The organism is Bacillus sp. 41-22 (assembly GCF_025809295.1).
GTDB classification, from domain to species: Bacteria; Bacillota; Bacilli; order Bacillales; family Bacillaceae_G; genus Bacillus_A; species Bacillus_A mycoides.
The window spans coordinates 919,936-936,034 of record NZ_CP084035.1 but is presented as its reverse complement, the minus strand read 5'-3'; the positions used below and the strand labels follow the sequence as shown (position 1 = coordinate 936,034).

Below are 16,099 nucleotides of genomic sequence, written 5' to 3'. Positions count from 1 at the left end.
ATATCCTTTGATAAAATATTCAAAACTATCAATCTCCTTTTTTCTATTATTATGACAAAACTAATAATGAAGCAACTATTAAAACTCTCCATGTACATAAAGTACAAAAAGAATAAAATTGTCATAATATTGAGATTTCAATTAAAGAACAGTACAATTCAACTACATTGAACGCGCTTTCATAATTATCATTTTATTTATAAGTAAGAGGAGGAATTATTATGGCTCAAGCAAAATCTAACCGAGTCGCCGGCAATATCTTTAAAGGTTCCGTCGGCAATTTAATTGAATGGTACGACTGGTACGTTTACTCTGCTTTTGCTGTTTATTTTTCAGCAGAGTTCTTTCCTAAAGGCGATCCAACGAGCCAATTACTGAACACAGCCGCTATTTTCGCAGTTGGATTTTTAATGCGCCCTATCGGAAGTTTATTAATGGGACGTTATGCAGATCGGCACGGTCGCCGGGCAGCATTAACGCTTTCCATTACAGTTATGGCCGGTGGTTCTTTAATTATCGCCTGTACACCTAGTTACGAAAGCATCGGTATTATGGCACCAATTATTTTAGTTCTTGCCCGTTTACTTCAAGGGTTGTCACTTGGCGGAGAGTATGGAACTTCCGCAACATATTTATCTGAGATGGCTAGTAGTGGACGCCGTGGTTTTTATTCAAGTTTTCAATATGTAACGCTCGTTGCTGGACAGATGGTTGCGTTAGGTGTTCAAATTGTTCTTCAGCAATTACTAAGCGAACCAGATATGAAAGCTTGGGGATGGCGTATTCCATTCATTATTGGTGCGATGGGAGCAGTAGCTGTATTATGGCTTCGACGTACAATGGATGAATCGGAGCAGTTCTCAAATATGGAATCGAAAAACCGCGAAAGCGCAGGAACCGTTCGCGCTCTTATGAAACACCCGAAAGCAGTATTAACAGTAGTCGGCCTAACACTAGGAGGCACTGTCGCATTCTATACGTACACAACATATTTACAAAAATTCATGGTAAACACAGTCGGTCTCCCGAAAGAAGTTGTAAGCTGGATTAACTTTGCCGCACTACTTATATTCGTTGTACTTCAACCAATTGCAGGGCTATTATCCGATAAAATTGGACGCCGCCCACTATTAATGGCTTTCGGTATTCTCGGAACGTTACTAACAGCACCAATCTTCTTCTTTATGGAAAAAACGACAGACCCAATGGTAGCATTTTTACTCATGATGGTCGGCCTCATTATCGTTACTGGTTACACTTCCATTAACGCAATTGTAAAAGCCGAACTCTTCCCAACTGAAATTCGCGCACTAGGCGTAGGTTTACCGTATGCACTAACTGTTGCGATATTTGGCGGAACAGCCGAGTTCATCGCATTATGGCTAAAAAGTATCGGAATGGAATCACTATTTTACTTCTACGTAGCTGGATGTATCGCGATAAGCTTTATTACGTATTGGCGTATGGATGAGTCATCGAAAACTTCGCAGATTGAGGCGGAGCTTAGTGGTGGAGATAAACTAGCTAATAATAAATCTAGTTAAAATTATGTATTCTATGTTCTTCGTTTACCCGAACTCGATTTGCTTTATTTAAAAAAGCATAATTCATTAATATACAATTTAAAAACCTCTACTTATATGTAGAGGTTTTTGTATGACGAAAAAACACATAGTTCCATTGTTATTTTACAAACCCCAAATTCTTCCTCATCTTAAAGTGGAACAAATTTATTACTTAGAGTGTCTAATAAGTGTATTTCTAATATTAGTTGTCCAGATTGGATACAACATATCCCGTTTGACATCTATTTTTATGTATTACAAAAAAGAAAGGACTTATTATTCCCAAAAGTAAAAAATATGTATTGTAATACTACGGTTAAGTATTACAAGTTTAATACTTTTACAGGTGAAGCATTACAAGTAGCAACAAAAAAGAAACACCCCAAACCGTGATTTATCAATCATATAAACGTTTTGGATGTCCTTTAACCTGTGAAATTTTAGCTGCAGTAGTATTGTTACCCTATGCCATCTTTAATTGCATTGGTATTTAGAATACCTAGACAAAATCCATATATTCTTGAAAGAGGTTGAAAATTTATGTTCGTTTTAAACAAGTTCTTTAACATTTTACATTACAAAAAGATTGTGCCTGTAGTATTACTTTCATGTGTATCACTTATAGGCTGTTCCAATAGTAACACTCAATCTGAACCACCTAAACAAACGAATCAAGCTAATCAAATTAAACAAGAAAATACAGGTAATCAATCTTTCGCTAAACTTGAAAAAGAATATGATGCTAAGCTTGGTATTTATGCACTGGACACAGGTACGAATCAAACTGTTGCTTATCATTCAGATGATCGTTTTGCATTTGCATCTACATCTAAATCATTAGCTGTGGGCGCTCTTTTACGCAAGAACTCATTAGAAGCTCTTGATCAAAGGATTACGTATACTCATGAAGATCTTTCTAATTATAATCCAATTACTGAAAAGCATGTTGATACAGGAATGACGTTAAAAGAACTTGCAGATGCTTCTGTTCGATATAGTGACAGCACAGCGCATAATTTGATTCTTAAACAGTTAGGGGGGCCCTCTGAATTTGAAAAAATCTTGAGAGAAATGGGAGATACTGTTACTACTTCAGAACGATTTGAACCTGAATTAAATGAAGTGCATCCAGGAGAAACACATGATACCAGTACACCAGAAGCGATAGCTAAGACACTTCAATCATTTACATTAGGAACTGCACTTCCAATAGAAAAACGTGAACTATTAGTAGATTGGATGAAGAGAAATACAACTGGAGATAAATTGATTCGTGCGGGCGTACCAAAAGGATGGGAAGTAGCTGATAAAACAGGCGCGGGATCTTACGGAACAAGAAATGATATCGCAATTATTTGGCCACCAAATAAAAAGCCGATTGTTCTTGCTATACTTTCTAATCATGATAAAGAATATGCTAAATACGATGATAAACTTATTGCAGACGCAACCAAAGTCGTGTTAAATACCTTAAAAGCTACGGAATAAATGATAATAGGTTAAAAGTTTTCTATTTTAGGCGGGTGTTTTCATCAACTAAAAATTTAATAGTGTCCCAAAAACGAAATTTGGTGCTAACTTGTAATAAAAGGATCATTTTTATTGTTTGGGGATAAATCGTTCTTTAAGCTTGATGGCGATTTGGTGCTATCCCTAAAACATCTGGACTGTAATAGCCAACTAAAAAATGCAAACAAAAAGACCTTTAATCAGTCGTTTTGTTTGCATTTCCTTTTTCTAGAACCACAGAAAAGATAAGTACTATAGTTAACACCATAATAAACCTTACTTCACTTCCATCACTTACAAAAAATGAATACAAAGTATACATTAAAATTAATATTCCATAAATAATTTTGTTCAATGTACTCCCTCCTTTTTGCCTTATATATTTTAGTATAAAAGTTTGATTCAAGCCCTATATCCAAATGAAAATCACCTGTTATATACACAAAGTACTCTTCTCTTGTTAATTTATCTATTTTCACTATATTTATCTATTTTCTTTTTATAACTCAAACTTCTTCGAATCGTACTTTTCTAGAGTTTGCTGCAATTCATTTTGTTCATATGGAATATGTTGATCTGTCTGTACATCTTCAACATTTTCTCCACCTATTAATAATTTCCTGTACTTAAAAGAGTGCCCTGTTAATACTGTTGTAATCATTTTGTATTGCCCTCCTTTTGTTTGATTACTTGTATCATAAAACAAGTATCTGAAGTTGATATGTAGTCTATCTAGAGTGTATGTAAATTTAAAAAATCTCTAATAAAATGTTTATGTTGTAACGTTACCACCAAAACTAGTGCTTCAAACACCATGATTTGAAGAGATAGTCCCTCATGTTCTAGCCTCAATTCCTCCTACAGTTCTATATTCAGTAAAACTAGTTAATCCCTATAATATAAAAAGAGCACCACTTTTTGGATGCTCTTCGTTATAACTATATATTATTTAATTTCCTTCTTTTGTTGGTACCATTTTTCCTTCTTGAGAGTCTGTGCCCTCTGTTCTTTCAACAGTTTTTGCATGCTCTGGTTTTTCAGGGGCTCCCATTTCAAATCCAGGTTGAGAATCTGTACCTTCTTTTGTCGGTACCATTTTTCCTTCTTGAGAGTCTGTACCCTCTGTTCTTTCAACAGTTTTTGCATGCTCTGGTTTTTCAGGGGCTCCCATTTCAAATCCAGGTTGAGAATCTGTACCTTCTTTTGTTGGTACCATTTTTCCTTCTTGAGAACCTGTACCTTCTGTTCTTTCAACAGTTTTTGCGTCTCCTTTAGGAGTTGCTGGCACTGCATCTTTAGGTAAATCAAAGTTTTGTGAGAAAGACGTTGTTCCATCTGCACTTTGTGTAATTACTTGATTTGAACTATCTTCATTTGACTTTAAATTGTCCATTTTCGCATCATCTGCACCTACTGCACCTCCCGCTACCAATCCTGTACTTAAAAGTGCTCCTGCTAATAATGTTTTAATCATTTTTCATTACCTCCTGTTTATTTGTAATATTCATCAAAAAAGTATCTAGAGTTAATGTTTTAGTCATTATCTTTATCTACTTGCTTTTTGATTACATTTAGCATAAGACAAGAATCTATAGTTGATATGGACTGTATCTGGAGATTATGTAAAGAAAAATGGATGATCAATTGTATATCCTAATGGATACTTAGACAAGATTGAAACTTTATATGAGCTTGAACAATTGAGTTCCCCTTTGTTTTTAGGTGTGAGGTTTTTAGCTGGAGTGGAGTGAGGGACTAACCTTTTCTAATTTGAAAGCAAACTTTTATTATTAGTTCACATTCAAAACACTGTAAATAAAGATGTTAAAAATCCGTGAACAAAAAACCACATCTCATTGATGTCCACCCCCTCAGAAATAAAGAACAGATTGAAGATATGAAATGGGTTCTCAAACGTCATTATTCTGAACGAGACTATATTCTCTCCCTTATTGGGATCCATACAGGATTCAGTGTCAGCGATTTACTCCAAATTCAAACAGAACCATAGTAAAGTTAAAACGGAAAAAGAGAAAAGAATTCAAAATCAAAGAGGGGGAAACGAAGAAAGAATGCATGATTAATCTTACTTCTATTTTTGATGAAGTCTATTCGTATACCAAACTCTAGAAAATACCTGGTTATTCCCATCCCGAAAAAGAGATCCATCCATTAGTAAGATCCAGGCTTATCGGCAATTACAAAAAGCCGGAGATTTTGCCGATATAGAATCCATCTGGACTCACACCTGCGGAAAACCTTCGGCTATTGGTTTTATAAACAAACATAAGAAACGTTCAATTAAAAGTTCGTTTTTTTCATGTAAAAAAACATTAGTAATTGGAATAGAACCATTATATTTTTTCAAAAAATCTATAAAATCAGTTGGTAATTTTATCTCACAATATTCCTCAAATGATTCAATTAATTCATCATTTGGTGATTGAAGTTTACTACCATTTTTAATCTTCATTTTGAATTTCATTCCAATATTCAGGAAAAAAACGAAGATTTCGCTTGTTTTGGAAGACCCCTACTTTTAACTTCTGCAACATATACTCCTACAGAATTTGGTTTCCTAATAATGTGAACTATCTCTCCACCCATCATCATATCTAAATACCTTTAGATTCTTTTGCAATGACTATTGCTGATAATTATCTAGGAAAAAAGACTTTAAAACCTGAGATAATGGGAGAAATATGAAATAATAGATAGAGCTGACTTCTATAAGAAGTCAGCTCTATCTATTATTTCAATTCTTTATTTTTTCCTTTTTTAAATTCTTTTTGTTTATCTAGCCAAATATGAATTAAATCTACTAATTCAATCGTTTCTATCTCACAAAAATCTCCCTTACCATCTTCAGCCAAATTGTCTAGGACAGTAGTTGTATCTTTCCGAATTTCTAAACCGCAAATGTTTCCATTTACTACTACGTAATTTTCTTTCCCATTTAAAACACTATGTATTTCTTCTAAAATCCAATCTCCAAACGCAGAAACTTCAACGCCTAAAAAAGTCTCAATAAGTTTAATTTCTTGAGGAAGCCTCATAACTAGTTTTCCATTGGTAAGTACTTCAAAGCTATATGGATATTTCATTACTATTGTACTCCTTTATACTAAAGATAAAATTTATTCCGATGGGAAAGCAGAGATAATTTTCCCATTCCCATCTATATACATGCTAATCCTTATACCCTCTGAACCTATTCCAGAATATGTGTTACCAAATTCATACGTTCTATTATTATATGCTTCATTTATATTATCTACAATCTTTTGTGGGCTCCAATCTTTAGGGAAAAATGTGGAAAATCCTCTATTTCCAGTTTTAGGGGTTCCATTTACTTCTACCCTAGCTTTATAGATGCCTTGATCATTTAATATCTCTTCTGTTCCGCTAATTATTTTTCCAGGTGTATTCTCCAATACTTCAGTATGATAACCCATTGCGTCACCACGCCAATTTATTTCACCCTCTAGGATATGTTTGAGTGTATTTGGTCTAAATTTTTCTGTATGTTGTAAATTAGATATAATTTCCCTATTAGAAAGTGAAGATGTATGATTTTCATCAACAAAATTACTCCCACCGGAATCACTTTCACCCCTAGCAAACTGATAGGTCGACAGTTTTTCTTCAGCTTTTTTAAAATCAGGCGTATCAGATCTAAATCGCAAACTATTTCCACCAGCAAAAGCAAAGCGATCTCCCAATTGTAAATTACTTGTAATATGTGAAATAGCTTGCGGAATCTTATTTTTTGCTAGTTTGGTCACTTTACCCGCTTGACCTAATTTACTTGCTTTACTTAATCCTTTATCACCAATAAGTCCTACTCCAACTTGTGTTAAAGCATAACTTCCCCACTTTGCCCGACTTTCTGCGTCTCCATTTATTACATCATTAATAAATGAATCCGATAATGCATTATACATGGTACTAAGGGTATCAATAGGGTGCAAAGCAGCGTTCCCCATGTTTTCCCACGTTTCCCAATCTCCTAAAGCTTCTATTCCGTCTATTGTATCGCTAACTGCTTGTCCCGTCCCATCTACAATACCGTCCCAAATTTTTTCACCAGTAGATTTTTCAGGTAGCTTACCACACATTTCACCTTTAATTTCTTTTAAAATATATATCAACCTATTAAAAAGCAAATAAAAGAAGACTAAAAAGCAAATAGTAGTCTTCTTTTTCTAATTAAAATATTAAAAACCAAAAAACTAGCTTTTTTGTGACCAATTAGCACAAAATCTCGTTCTGGGGGTACAATAAAATTTTAGCTTGATGGCAATGTGGCGGTAACCCTTTTATAATGATTTTGGGTAAGTTATAAATAGTCTCTACCTATTAATATTGTATAATTCAATAAATTTGTTAAGACTGTCTTCTAATCTCTTAATTGTGTTTGGATACTTTTTCGAATAACCCTCACACATTTTTTTTAAATAATGATAAAGTGTTCGATAATCAATTATTACCTCATCACCACTGTATAATGCAAATTCTACTCCTTCAAATGAATCTCCATTGGCAATATCATACTCATCCAAATCTCCTGGAAAAGTACATGCGCCATATTCCTCTCCAAATCCTACTCCTTCACAAACTGAATTGATTACCTTTAAAAATCTTTCATCATCTACCATATTAAACACTGCTTGTATAGGGAAATGAGTTAAATCTAGTAAATCCTCATCTTTTAATCTAAATTCTCTTTGCATACATATCTCTCCTCGTATATCTTTAATTTATTCTGGAAAAAAAGAAGAGATTTCTCCATCTTTATGGTATCCTCTCCAAGTTATCTCTTTACTGTCAACACCTGTCCATTCTCTTGAAAGAACTCCATCACTAGTTTTTAATTTAGCGTCATTAGCTGCTTCAATTCCACGGTTAATAAATTCCTTATCACTTATAATTTTAGGATCATAAATGGTTTTTGTGAATACTTTATTTCCATACTCTCCTGTAGGAGTGCCATCCATATTTAACTTAGGCATATTGTATTCTACTGTTTTTACACCTGGAATTTTTGAAGGTGATTCACTGACTATTTTTATATCGTTTTTAAAGAACTCTTCACTGTTGTGTGCTCCACCAATACCTCTCCTTCTTGGAACAGAGGGGTCTATGTTTTTAATATGATTTTCTAATTTAGGAGTCGCTTTAAAGGTATTATCGACTTCTTTTTTAACTCCACCACTAGATCCATTAGAAGAAGACTGGAATTTTTGAAGAGTATCCTTACTATTTTGAATTGCATTACGCCCAACAAATACACCATGTCCAACAAGACTAACTCCAGCCGTTGTAGCAGCTGCATCAAATGTAATAGCAATTGGTGATGCTAATCCACCAGTTCCTACTGTTGCGACTAGAGTTAAAAAATTAGAGCCGCCTATGACGGTAAGACCTTCTAGAATTTCTATAATGGATGCCGCTCCTGCTATAACATTTCCCGTGAACCTTCCCGCTTGATAAGTTAACTTGCTTTCTAATTCATCATTATCAGGTGATTCTAGTCCAATAACGCTTTCGAAAGCCGCGCTGCCAGCGCCTTGAAAAAATTCTTTCATAAATTCCCAAGTACTGATAGCTGTTTTTTCATACCATGGTCTATTTGCTTCTTGTTCTCGTAAAGCAATTGCTTTTTCAATTTGTGCTTTACGAGCTTTACTTTCTGTAATTGCTTGAATTGAAGTTGTCCATTCCATATTCAACCCTTGTGTACTAAATGTACCACTTGCAGGACTAAAACCTTTTCCACTTTGTACCTCTGCTAAACCTTGTGCGATACTAGCAGCTAGTTGAAGTGCTGTATCATAATTACTACTAGAAGTATAATTAAATTCATATAGATGTTCTAATTTTTCTTGCAGTTTTTTCCTCATGACAGTAAAAAGATTTACCATAGCATCCATACCCGGGATTGGCATAGCTTGACTAATGGCTTCCATACTTGCTTTCATTCGGTCAATGTCCCGAATCTGTTCTAATATTTCTTGTTCAATGACATCAGTTGAAGCTACCTTTGATTGAAATTGACTTGGAAAAGCATCATTCTGACGGATTAATTCTTCACATAAATAAATGATTCCTTGCGCTAAAGGACGAAAGGTTTGAACAAAAAATGCTTTTGCACTACTATATGTTTGCCCTTGTAACACAGTATCAACTGCAAAAGCGTCAATCGACTGAATGGCTTGTTCCATGCCTTGAATGGTAGCGGTACATACAGCATTCATGCTTTGAGTTTGGCTTTGTACTTCTCCCAAATACATATTTAAACTCATGCATTGACCTCCCTTGCTAATTTTTGTTGTTGATAAGAAAGGTCGTTTTCTAAATCACTAAGGTCTCGTCTTTCTTTAAGCAGCGTTTCTTTTTTGTTTTCCAATTCAAATGTGACTTTTCTTTCAATATGTTTTGCATCTTGATATGTATTCATAAAAAACTGAGACATTTCTCTATCATCATGCCAAGTTCCTAAAATTCGATCAAACAAACGATGGCTTCGACCTCTCCATTCATAAAAATCTGCTTCCGCTTGCTCCTGAATGTGAATCGCGGATTGATTTCGGTCTTGTTCTTCAAATACACTTCTTAACTTTTGATTTACTTGATTGATTTGTTTTTCAATATCTTGACTCATCATATTCCTCCTACCATTTTACCTTTATGTAGGTTGTCACATTAGCGAAAAGTATTGTGAAGTTCGTTATCCATTCTCTCAAACTCTTGGGCTACTGAATGAATATTATCGACCGCTTGTTGAAAGGCAGTAGAAAATTGTTTCGTAAAATCTAACATTTGTTGATTCGCTTCTTGTGCTTTGGAATTAACAGATAATGTTGTACGCGTAGCCTTTGTTATGGAACGACTTGTTGCACTTTGAATCCTATCAGAGGCTGATCCCATTTTCGTAGCAATTTGCGTTGCTGTTTGTAAATTACTTTGAAATTGTCCCATTCTTTCAAACCCTTTCTATAAGTTTTCCAAATGCATCAAAGAAATCTCATTAAATATATATCCCTATCAATATCACTCGCTCTAGGCATGCAATCAAATGAGCCATACAATATAAGCTGTATGGCTCATTTAAAATGCTTGTTATATAGAGTAAAGCAATTTTTATTTCAAACCGAAATTACGTGATAATTCTTCATCATGAGAAGCAACAGCCTCTGCAGTTTTATTCAGCTGCATATTAATTTCTTGCAATAGCTGTGCAAAGTTTTGTACTTTTGGCTTTAATTCATTGAACTGTTGATCAAAACCTTCGAAAGCACGACCTTCCCATTCTCCTCTTAATTCATTTTGTAAGTTTTGTAATTGACGTAAAATATCCTCAATTTGATTTGCACCTTGTCCATATCGAGCCGCTTTCGATTTAAGCTCCTCTGGTGACATACGAATTTGTCCAGCCATTTTCATTTCCCCTTTAATACATAATGAGCAAAATATATATTGGTTAATTTTACTAAATATATTATAATGTATTATTCTGAACTTTTAAATGTTTTATCTTTCTATTGAATATTAGAATATTATCAATTTTAATCATTAAATATTCTACTTTTTCTCGCTTTAATAATTTCCAAAATATAGAAAATAATCCCTAGATCAAATATCTTTTCAGCGTTAGAGATATTATTCCCGAATTTAATAATATAGGTGCATTTAATCCAAATCTTTCATTCTATTAATTAATCTTAATACCCAATCACCCTTTAAATATATTAAGGACGGAATATATAATCTAACATGTCATTAAAATTATATTTGAATATAAGGGGAATTATATGATAAGACATGCAAATATAGACAGTCGCTGACCATTAGTCTACAACCAATCCCACTCTCTACAAAAATATATCAACGATTATTCAATTATATCGATCGTAACTTCGAATATATCAACGTTTCGGCACAACATATCGATTTACTGACAAATTCCGCAAAATTCAGCGCCAAAACCACCAATCAATCCCCCATCGCCCTCAAGCTAAGAAAAGCAAATACCCCAAAACGAAAAAACTGCCGACTTTTCAAAGTAACTAACTCTAGAGAAAGAAAATTTTCATTTTGGGGGTACTTCAAAATTTTATCTCGATGGCATTTGGCGATACCCCTGTTAGCAATGCGTATGTGAATGTAAATTAAGAAGAAGAAAAGACCGCCTACTATAAGCGGTCGATTTTCACTAAGTATTTTTTAATGCTTGTTTTAATGTTTCACCTGTTTGTTCAAGCCATTCTAGGGGAGCTAGTTTTAAAGCAGGAAAATAAATATCTGTATAATATTCAATGAATTCTTCTTTTTTTTCCGTGGATAGATCACTGTTTAAAAATGCAGTTATGTAATTTATAGTATTTTCTATACAAATTTTGTGAGCTTCTTCTATAAATTCGTGTAAGGCTTTTTCTGGTGTTCCCATATCTTGATGGAATGTTCCATCTAAAAAATCACTTAATTCTTCATAAATATAATCTTTATCATTCATAAATAGCCTCCTAAATTTCTATCTGATGGGGAATCCTGTTCTAATATAACTTCCTTCTCCATCTTTTTTTAAGACAATTTTAGCGTTCGTTACCTCTAAAACATCTTCAGATGTTCTTAATATAGATCGACCAATAATTTCATCACCTCTATACCTTAACGCTAAAGTTGGTGGGCTGTATGGATCAGCTAGCCACCTTTCTATTTTACGTATATTTTGAGGATTAGTTAATACTGCATCAGCAACTTTTTGGGCTTTTTCTAAATCATTAAAAGATGAAGACCCAGTGATGTTCTGATCATCTATTAATCGTTGAGCCAATGCCTCATCAGGTATTTCAACATGTCTTTCTATTGAATATTAGAATATTATCAATTTTAATCATTAAATATTCTACTTTTTCTTGCTTTACAAAATTTCATGCAAAAAAGACTACCAAAAGGCAGTCCCTCAAAACGAAATTTTGTGTTAACTTGTAACAAAAAAAGAGGAGTCATCTCCTCTTAATAAATAAACACTATTTAATTTGTTCCTTATACTCATGGTTAACAAGTACATACCATTTTCCTGTATCAAATTTTTCTTTATTAATCACGTAAACTTTATTTTGTCTCTTTACCTCCCCTGGTTTTAATTCCTTAGTAATAGTAGAGGTCTCACCTTTTTCAACCTCATAACTACTAGCTGCCCACACATCACTTTGGTAAGCATTATCATTTTCATCCACTAAATCCACTGATGGTAAAACGGCTAATTTCATCGATTCGTCTGTGATATTTTTCCCTTCTACTTCTACAACAATAAAGACATGTCCATTTTCAGGTTCTTGGAATCCTATACTTTCTTTACCAACCTTATCTCTTTCTACAACTCTTTTTACAGTTACATCAAATTTAGGTGTATGAAAATTCTTGTTTACAGTATACTCTTTTTCTTTTACTTTTGATTTCTCTTTTGTTTGTTCTGTATTTTTCTGCTTTGTATTCTCTTTCGTTTTCGCCTCATCAGTTGTTTGCACTTTCTTTTCTTCTTGTTTAGAATTGGTTTCTTTAGATTCTGAAGAAGTTTTGTCGGATGTATTGCCGCAACCAGATAAATTGAATACTAAAGCGCCACCTAAAATACATGTAGTAAATTTTTTCAACATCTCTTTTTATCCCCCAATAACACGATATGTAAATTCCTTACTTATCATAGCAAAAAATACCATCTTAAATTGTTGCATCTTGTCGAATGATTAAGAATAATCAATTGTTTTTATTGCATATAAAAAAACATGATCTTGATGTAGTACCAAGATCATGTTTTACGTTGATGTTATTTATAAAATACTTTATCCACATTATACTTCGCTTGAAATTCGTTAATCATATATGTTTCGTAAATTTCTCTTTCCATCGGATTTTCTACAATACATACATCAATACGATACACTTCATCACGATGATTTTTAATTGGTGATACATTATCTTCAAAATGCTTTTTAATACGTTGTCTTACTTTGCGTGCTTTCCCAACAAAAAGAAGTTCGTCATTCAAATTATAGTTGAAAAATAAAGAGAAGTATATGATAGGAGATACAAATATAAACAGTCACTGACCATTAGTCTACAACCAATCCCACACCCCCACACAAAAGAAAAAAGCACTAGGTCCCCCTAGTGCTTTCCCCTAAAACAAATGACAAGCTACCTGATGCCCTTTTGCAATCGCGACCATCTTCGGTACTTCCTGCGCGCATTTTTCAGTGGCGAATTTGCACCTCGTTCTGAATTTGCAGCCGGATGGTGAGTTGAGTGGGCTTGGTACTTCTCCCTCTAGGATGATCCGTTCTTTGCCTGTGTTTGTTGGATCTGGTTCTGGCATGGATGAGAGTAGTGCTTGTGTGTATGGATGTGCCGGTTTTGTGTATAGGTCTTCGCTGTCGGCAATTTCTACTATGTTTCCTAAGTACATGACTCCAATTCGGTCTGATATGTGTCTTACCATGGATAGGTCATGTGCGATGAATAAGTATGTGACGCCTGTTTCTTCTTGAATGTCCTGCAGCATGTTTACGACTTGTGCTTGGACTGAGACGTCTAGTGCTGAGATTGGTTCGTCACATAGGATGAAGTCTGGTTTTACAGATAGTGCACGCGCGATGCTGATGCGCTGTCTTTGTCCTCCGCTAAATTCGTGCGGATAGCGATATAAGTGTTCTTCTTTTAGGCCTACTTTTTTGAGAAGGTCTAGAATGATTTCTTTTTGTTCTTCTTTTTCGTAAGAGCCATGAATGTTCATCGGTTCGCTAATAATTTGGAATACGTTCATTGTCGGGTTTAATGATGCGTATGGGTCTTGGAAAATGATTTGCATTCTTTTTCTATATTCTTTTAGTTCACTTTCCTTTAGATCCGCGATATCTTTTCCGTCGAATAGAATGTTACCTGAAGTTACATCGTGTAAGCGAATGATACTTCTTCCTGTCGTTGATTTTCCGCAGCCCGATTCTCCTACCAGCCCGAATGTTTCACCCTTTTTTATTGTGAAGCTTAGGTCATCGACTGCTTTTAATTGCTCTGTTTTTCTGCCGAATAGTCCTTTTTTAATAGGAAAATACTTTTTTAAGTTCCGAACTTCAATTAAGTTTTCTTCATGCATGGGAATCACCTACCGCCCTATCGTTTAGCCAGCACATAGAGCGTCTTCCGTTTCCGATTTCAAAATATGGTGGACGTTCTTTTTCACAAATGTCCATTTTATGTGGGCAACGCTCTGCGAATGGGCACCCTTTCGGCGGGTGTAGTAAGTTTGGTGTTACACCTTGAATTGGAGCTAGTCTTTCTTTTACTCCGTTCGATATTTTTGGCAGAGAGTTTAATAGCCCTTTCGTATATGGATGATTCGGCGATTGGAAAATATCAAGTACCTGTCCTTCTTCCATAATAAGTCCACCGTACATAACGATAACGCGTGTACAGTTTTGCGCAACAATTCCAAGATCATGTGTAATAAGAAGTAACGACATATTCGTTTCGTTTTTTAAGTTTTTCATTAAATCTAGTATTTGCGCTTGTATCGTTACATCAAGTGCTGTCGTCGGTTCGTCCGCAATGAGAAGGTCTGGGTTACAAGACATTGCCATCGCGATCATAACCCGCTGTTTCATTCCGCCGCTTAGTTCATGTGGATATTGTTTTACCCTTTCTTCCGGTGAAGAAAGACCAACTTGTTTTAGCAAATTGACCGCGATATTTTGTGCTTCTTTCTTTTTCACTTTTTGATGCCGAATAATTACTTCCGTCATTTGCTTACCAATTTTCACAACTGGGTTTAATGCCGACATTGGATCTTGGGATATAAGTGAAATTTGATTTCCTCTAATAGAGCGTAATTCTTTCTCCGATTTAGAAAGTACGTTTTCATTTTGAAAAAGAATCTCTCCTTCTTTCACTTTCCCCGGAGGCGTAACGAGAGCCATAACGGATTTCGCCATAACACTCTTTCCGCTTCCCGATTCGCCAACAATCCCAACGACTTCACCCTTTTTCAAACTAAATGAAACGCCGCGAACAGCTTCTACTTCGCCGTCTTCTATGAAAAAAGAAGTCTTTAAGTTTTTTACTTCTAATAGTTTTTCAGACACGCTTTTCACTCCCCCCTCACTTAAAGCATTAGTTCTCATGATGAGCCCCTTTTGGTGCGAAAGCTTTTTTCAATGCTTCACCGATTACGTTAAAACTTAGTACAGTTAATAGAATAAGGAACCCTGGGAAGAGTGTTAAATACCAAGCTTCACCTATATACCCTTGCGCATTATTTAGCATGCTGCCCCAAGAAGAATCTGGTTCTCTAATACCTAATCCTAAGAAGCTAAGTGATGATTCCATTAAAATCGATGTCGCAATTGTTAATGTCGCTGCGATTATAATGGTTGATAAAATGTTAGGAATGATGTGTCTTACAATAATCATGAGTGATTTTTGTCCAGATACTTTTGCGTATAACACGTACTCACGCTCTTTTACAGATAACGTTTCTGCCCTTACGATACGCGCGGTATCCATCCACGTTAATAGTCCGATAATAAGAACAAGCGTTGTAATTCCTGGTTTTAAATAAGCATTTAATAACAGCATTAAAAAGAATGATGGAATTGACATTAAAACTTCAACAATTCGCATTAAGAAGTTGTCTAACTTTCCGCCAAAATATCCGCTAATTGTTCCTACTGCGGTCCCGATTGTAATGGAAACAACCATCGCTAGAAAACCAACAGCAAGGGAAACTCGTCCGCCATATAACGCTCTCGTTAAGTAATCCCTTCCGTAATCGTCTGTGCCGAAAGGATGACTTAAACTCGGTTCTTGTAAACGATCTGGAATCGACATTTTACTAGGATCGTACGGTGATACGAATGCGAAAAGAGACGCGATTGTTAAAACACCCAGTATAATAACTCCCATTACTACAAACTTATTTTTTGTAAAACTATTTTTTATCGTTTGAAATCTCCTATTGTTCATTC

The 16,099-nt window shown here is 34.9% G+C and carries 16 protein-coding genes and 5 pseudogenes; 3 read left to right on the top strand and 18 right to left on the bottom strand.

Features of this window, described 5'->3' with window-relative positions:
• Positions 1-221: 221 nt before the first annotated feature.
• A complete protein-coding gene (locus LCF45_RS04740; protein ID WP_000035845.1) occupies positions 222-1,544 on the top strand; it encodes an MFS transporter in 1,323 nt (440 codons plus the stop codon).
• Between the two features lie 561 nt (positions 1,545-2,105).
• Positions 2,106-3,053 (top strand): class A beta-lactamase BlaIII, encoded by a 948-nt coding sequence (blaIII, locus tag LCF45_RS04735; protein ID WP_263894600.1) that lies wholly within the window; start codon positions 2,106-2,108, stop codon positions 3,051-3,053.
• Positions 3,054-3,270: 217 nt separating this feature from the next.
• Here blaIII and LCF45_RS04730 read toward each other — a convergent pair whose 3' ends face one another.
• From LCF45_RS04730 to LCF45_RS04720, 3 genes are all read right to left on the bottom strand, one after another.
• Entirely contained in the window at positions 3,271-3,429 is a 159-nt protein-coding gene (locus tag LCF45_RS04730; RefSeq protein ID WP_016119701.1) for a hypothetical protein, read from the bottom strand.
• A gap of 144 nt (positions 3,430-3,573) precedes the next feature.
• Positions 3,574-3,735, bottom strand: a complete 162-nt coding sequence (locus LCF45_RS04725) for a hypothetical protein (RefSeq protein ID WP_198529355.1) — start codon at positions 3,733-3,735, stop codon at positions 3,574-3,576.
• 288 nt (positions 3,736-4,023) lie between these two features.
• Complete coding sequence (locus LCF45_RS04720) at positions 4,024-4,548, bottom strand: hypothetical protein (protein WP_016126628.1); 525 nt, start codon at positions 4,546-4,548, stop codon at positions 4,024-4,026.
• Positions 4,549-4,908: 360 nt separating this feature from the next.
• Between LCF45_RS04720 and LCF45_RS04715 the strand changes: the two are divergent.
• Positions 4,909-5,361: pseudogene (locus LCF45_RS04715) on the top strand (tyrosine-type recombinase/integrase); the annotation flags it as partial.
• Positions 5,362-5,412: 51 nt separating this feature from the next.
• Here the strand turns inward: LCF45_RS04715 and LCF45_RS04710 are convergent.
• From LCF45_RS04710 to LCF45_RS04640, 15 genes and pseudogenes are all read right to left on the bottom strand, one after another.
• Positions 5,413-5,547, bottom strand: a pseudogene (locus LCF45_RS04710) (SMI1/KNR4 family protein); the annotation flags it as partial.
• Positions 5,548-5,824: 277 nt separating this feature from the next.
• Entirely contained in the window at positions 5,825-6,178 is a 354-nt protein-coding gene (locus LCF45_RS04705) for a type II toxin-antitoxin system toxin (RefSeq protein ID WP_000877044.1), read from the bottom strand.
• Between the two features lie 33 nt (positions 6,179-6,211).
• Positions 6,212-7,201: pseudogene (locus LCF45_RS04700) on the bottom strand (ribonuclease); the annotation flags it as partial.
• Positions 7,202-7,426: 225 nt separating this feature from the next.
• On the bottom strand, positions 7,427-7,807 hold the full coding sequence (gene cdiI, locus LCF45_RS04695; protein ID WP_002114737.1) for a ribonuclease toxin immunity protein CdiI: 381 nt from the start codon (positions 7,805-7,807) through the stop codon (positions 7,427-7,429).
• 27 nt (positions 7,808-7,834) lie between these two features.
• Entirely contained in the window at positions 7,835-9,379 is a 1,545-nt protein-coding gene (locus tag LCF45_RS04690; protein ID WP_263894599.1) for a T7SS effector LXG polymorphic toxin, read from the bottom strand.
• Complete coding sequence (locus LCF45_RS04685; RefSeq protein ID WP_263894598.1) at positions 9,376-9,738, bottom strand: DUF3958 family protein; 363 nt, start codon at positions 9,736-9,738, stop codon at positions 9,376-9,378. Before LCF45_RS04685 ends, LCF45_RS04690 begins: the two co-directional genes overlap by 4 nt.
• A 41-nt stretch (positions 9,739-9,779) precedes the next feature.
• Positions 9,780-10,055, bottom strand: a complete 276-nt coding sequence (locus LCF45_RS04680; RefSeq protein ID WP_097953089.1) for a TIGR04197 family type VII secretion effector — start codon at positions 10,053-10,055, stop codon at positions 9,780-9,782.
• A 162-nt stretch (positions 10,056-10,217) separates the two neighbouring features.
• Entirely contained in the window at positions 10,218-10,514 is a 297-nt protein-coding gene (locus LCF45_RS04675) for a WXG100 family type VII secretion target (RefSeq protein ID WP_070138818.1), read from the bottom strand.
• Positions 10,515-11,289: 775 nt separating this feature from the next.
• On the bottom strand, positions 11,290-11,589 hold the full coding sequence (locus tag LCF45_RS04670; protein ID WP_016101713.1) for a contact-dependent growth inhibition system immunity protein: 300 nt from the start codon (positions 11,587-11,589) through the stop codon (positions 11,290-11,292).
• Positions 11,590-11,607: 18 nt separating this feature from the next.
• Positions 11,608-11,943: pseudogene (locus tag LCF45_RS04665) on the bottom strand (RNase A-like domain-containing protein); the annotation flags it as partial.
• A 163-nt stretch (positions 11,944-12,106) separates the two neighbouring features.
• Positions 12,107-12,736, bottom strand: coding sequence for a DUF4352 domain-containing protein (locus tag LCF45_RS04660; RefSeq protein WP_215585811.1), 630 nt, complete (start codon positions 12,734-12,736; stop codon positions 12,107-12,109).
• 170 nt (positions 12,737-12,906) lie between these two features.
• Positions 12,907-13,146: pseudogene (locus LCF45_RS04655) on the bottom strand (nucleotide excision repair endonuclease); the annotation flags it as partial.
• A gap of 114 nt (positions 13,147-13,260) precedes the next feature.
• Positions 13,261-14,232, bottom strand: a complete 972-nt coding sequence (locus LCF45_RS04650; RefSeq protein ID WP_263894882.1) for an ABC transporter ATP-binding protein — start codon at positions 14,230-14,232, stop codon at positions 13,261-13,263.
• Entirely contained in the window at positions 14,225-15,217 is a 993-nt protein-coding gene (locus tag LCF45_RS04645; RefSeq protein WP_002114755.1) for an ABC transporter ATP-binding protein, read from the bottom strand. The genes LCF45_RS04650 and LCF45_RS04645 overlap by 8 nt, the downstream gene beginning before the upstream one ends.
• A 28-nt stretch (positions 15,218-15,245) precedes the next feature.
• Positions 15,246-16,097 carry an ABC transporter permease gene (locus tag LCF45_RS04640; RefSeq protein ID WP_002186601.1) on the bottom strand — a complete coding sequence of 284 codons (852 nt, stop codon included), beginning with the start codon at positions 16,095-16,097 and terminating at the stop codon, positions 15,246-15,248.
• Positions 16,098-16,099 lie beyond the last annotated feature (2 nt).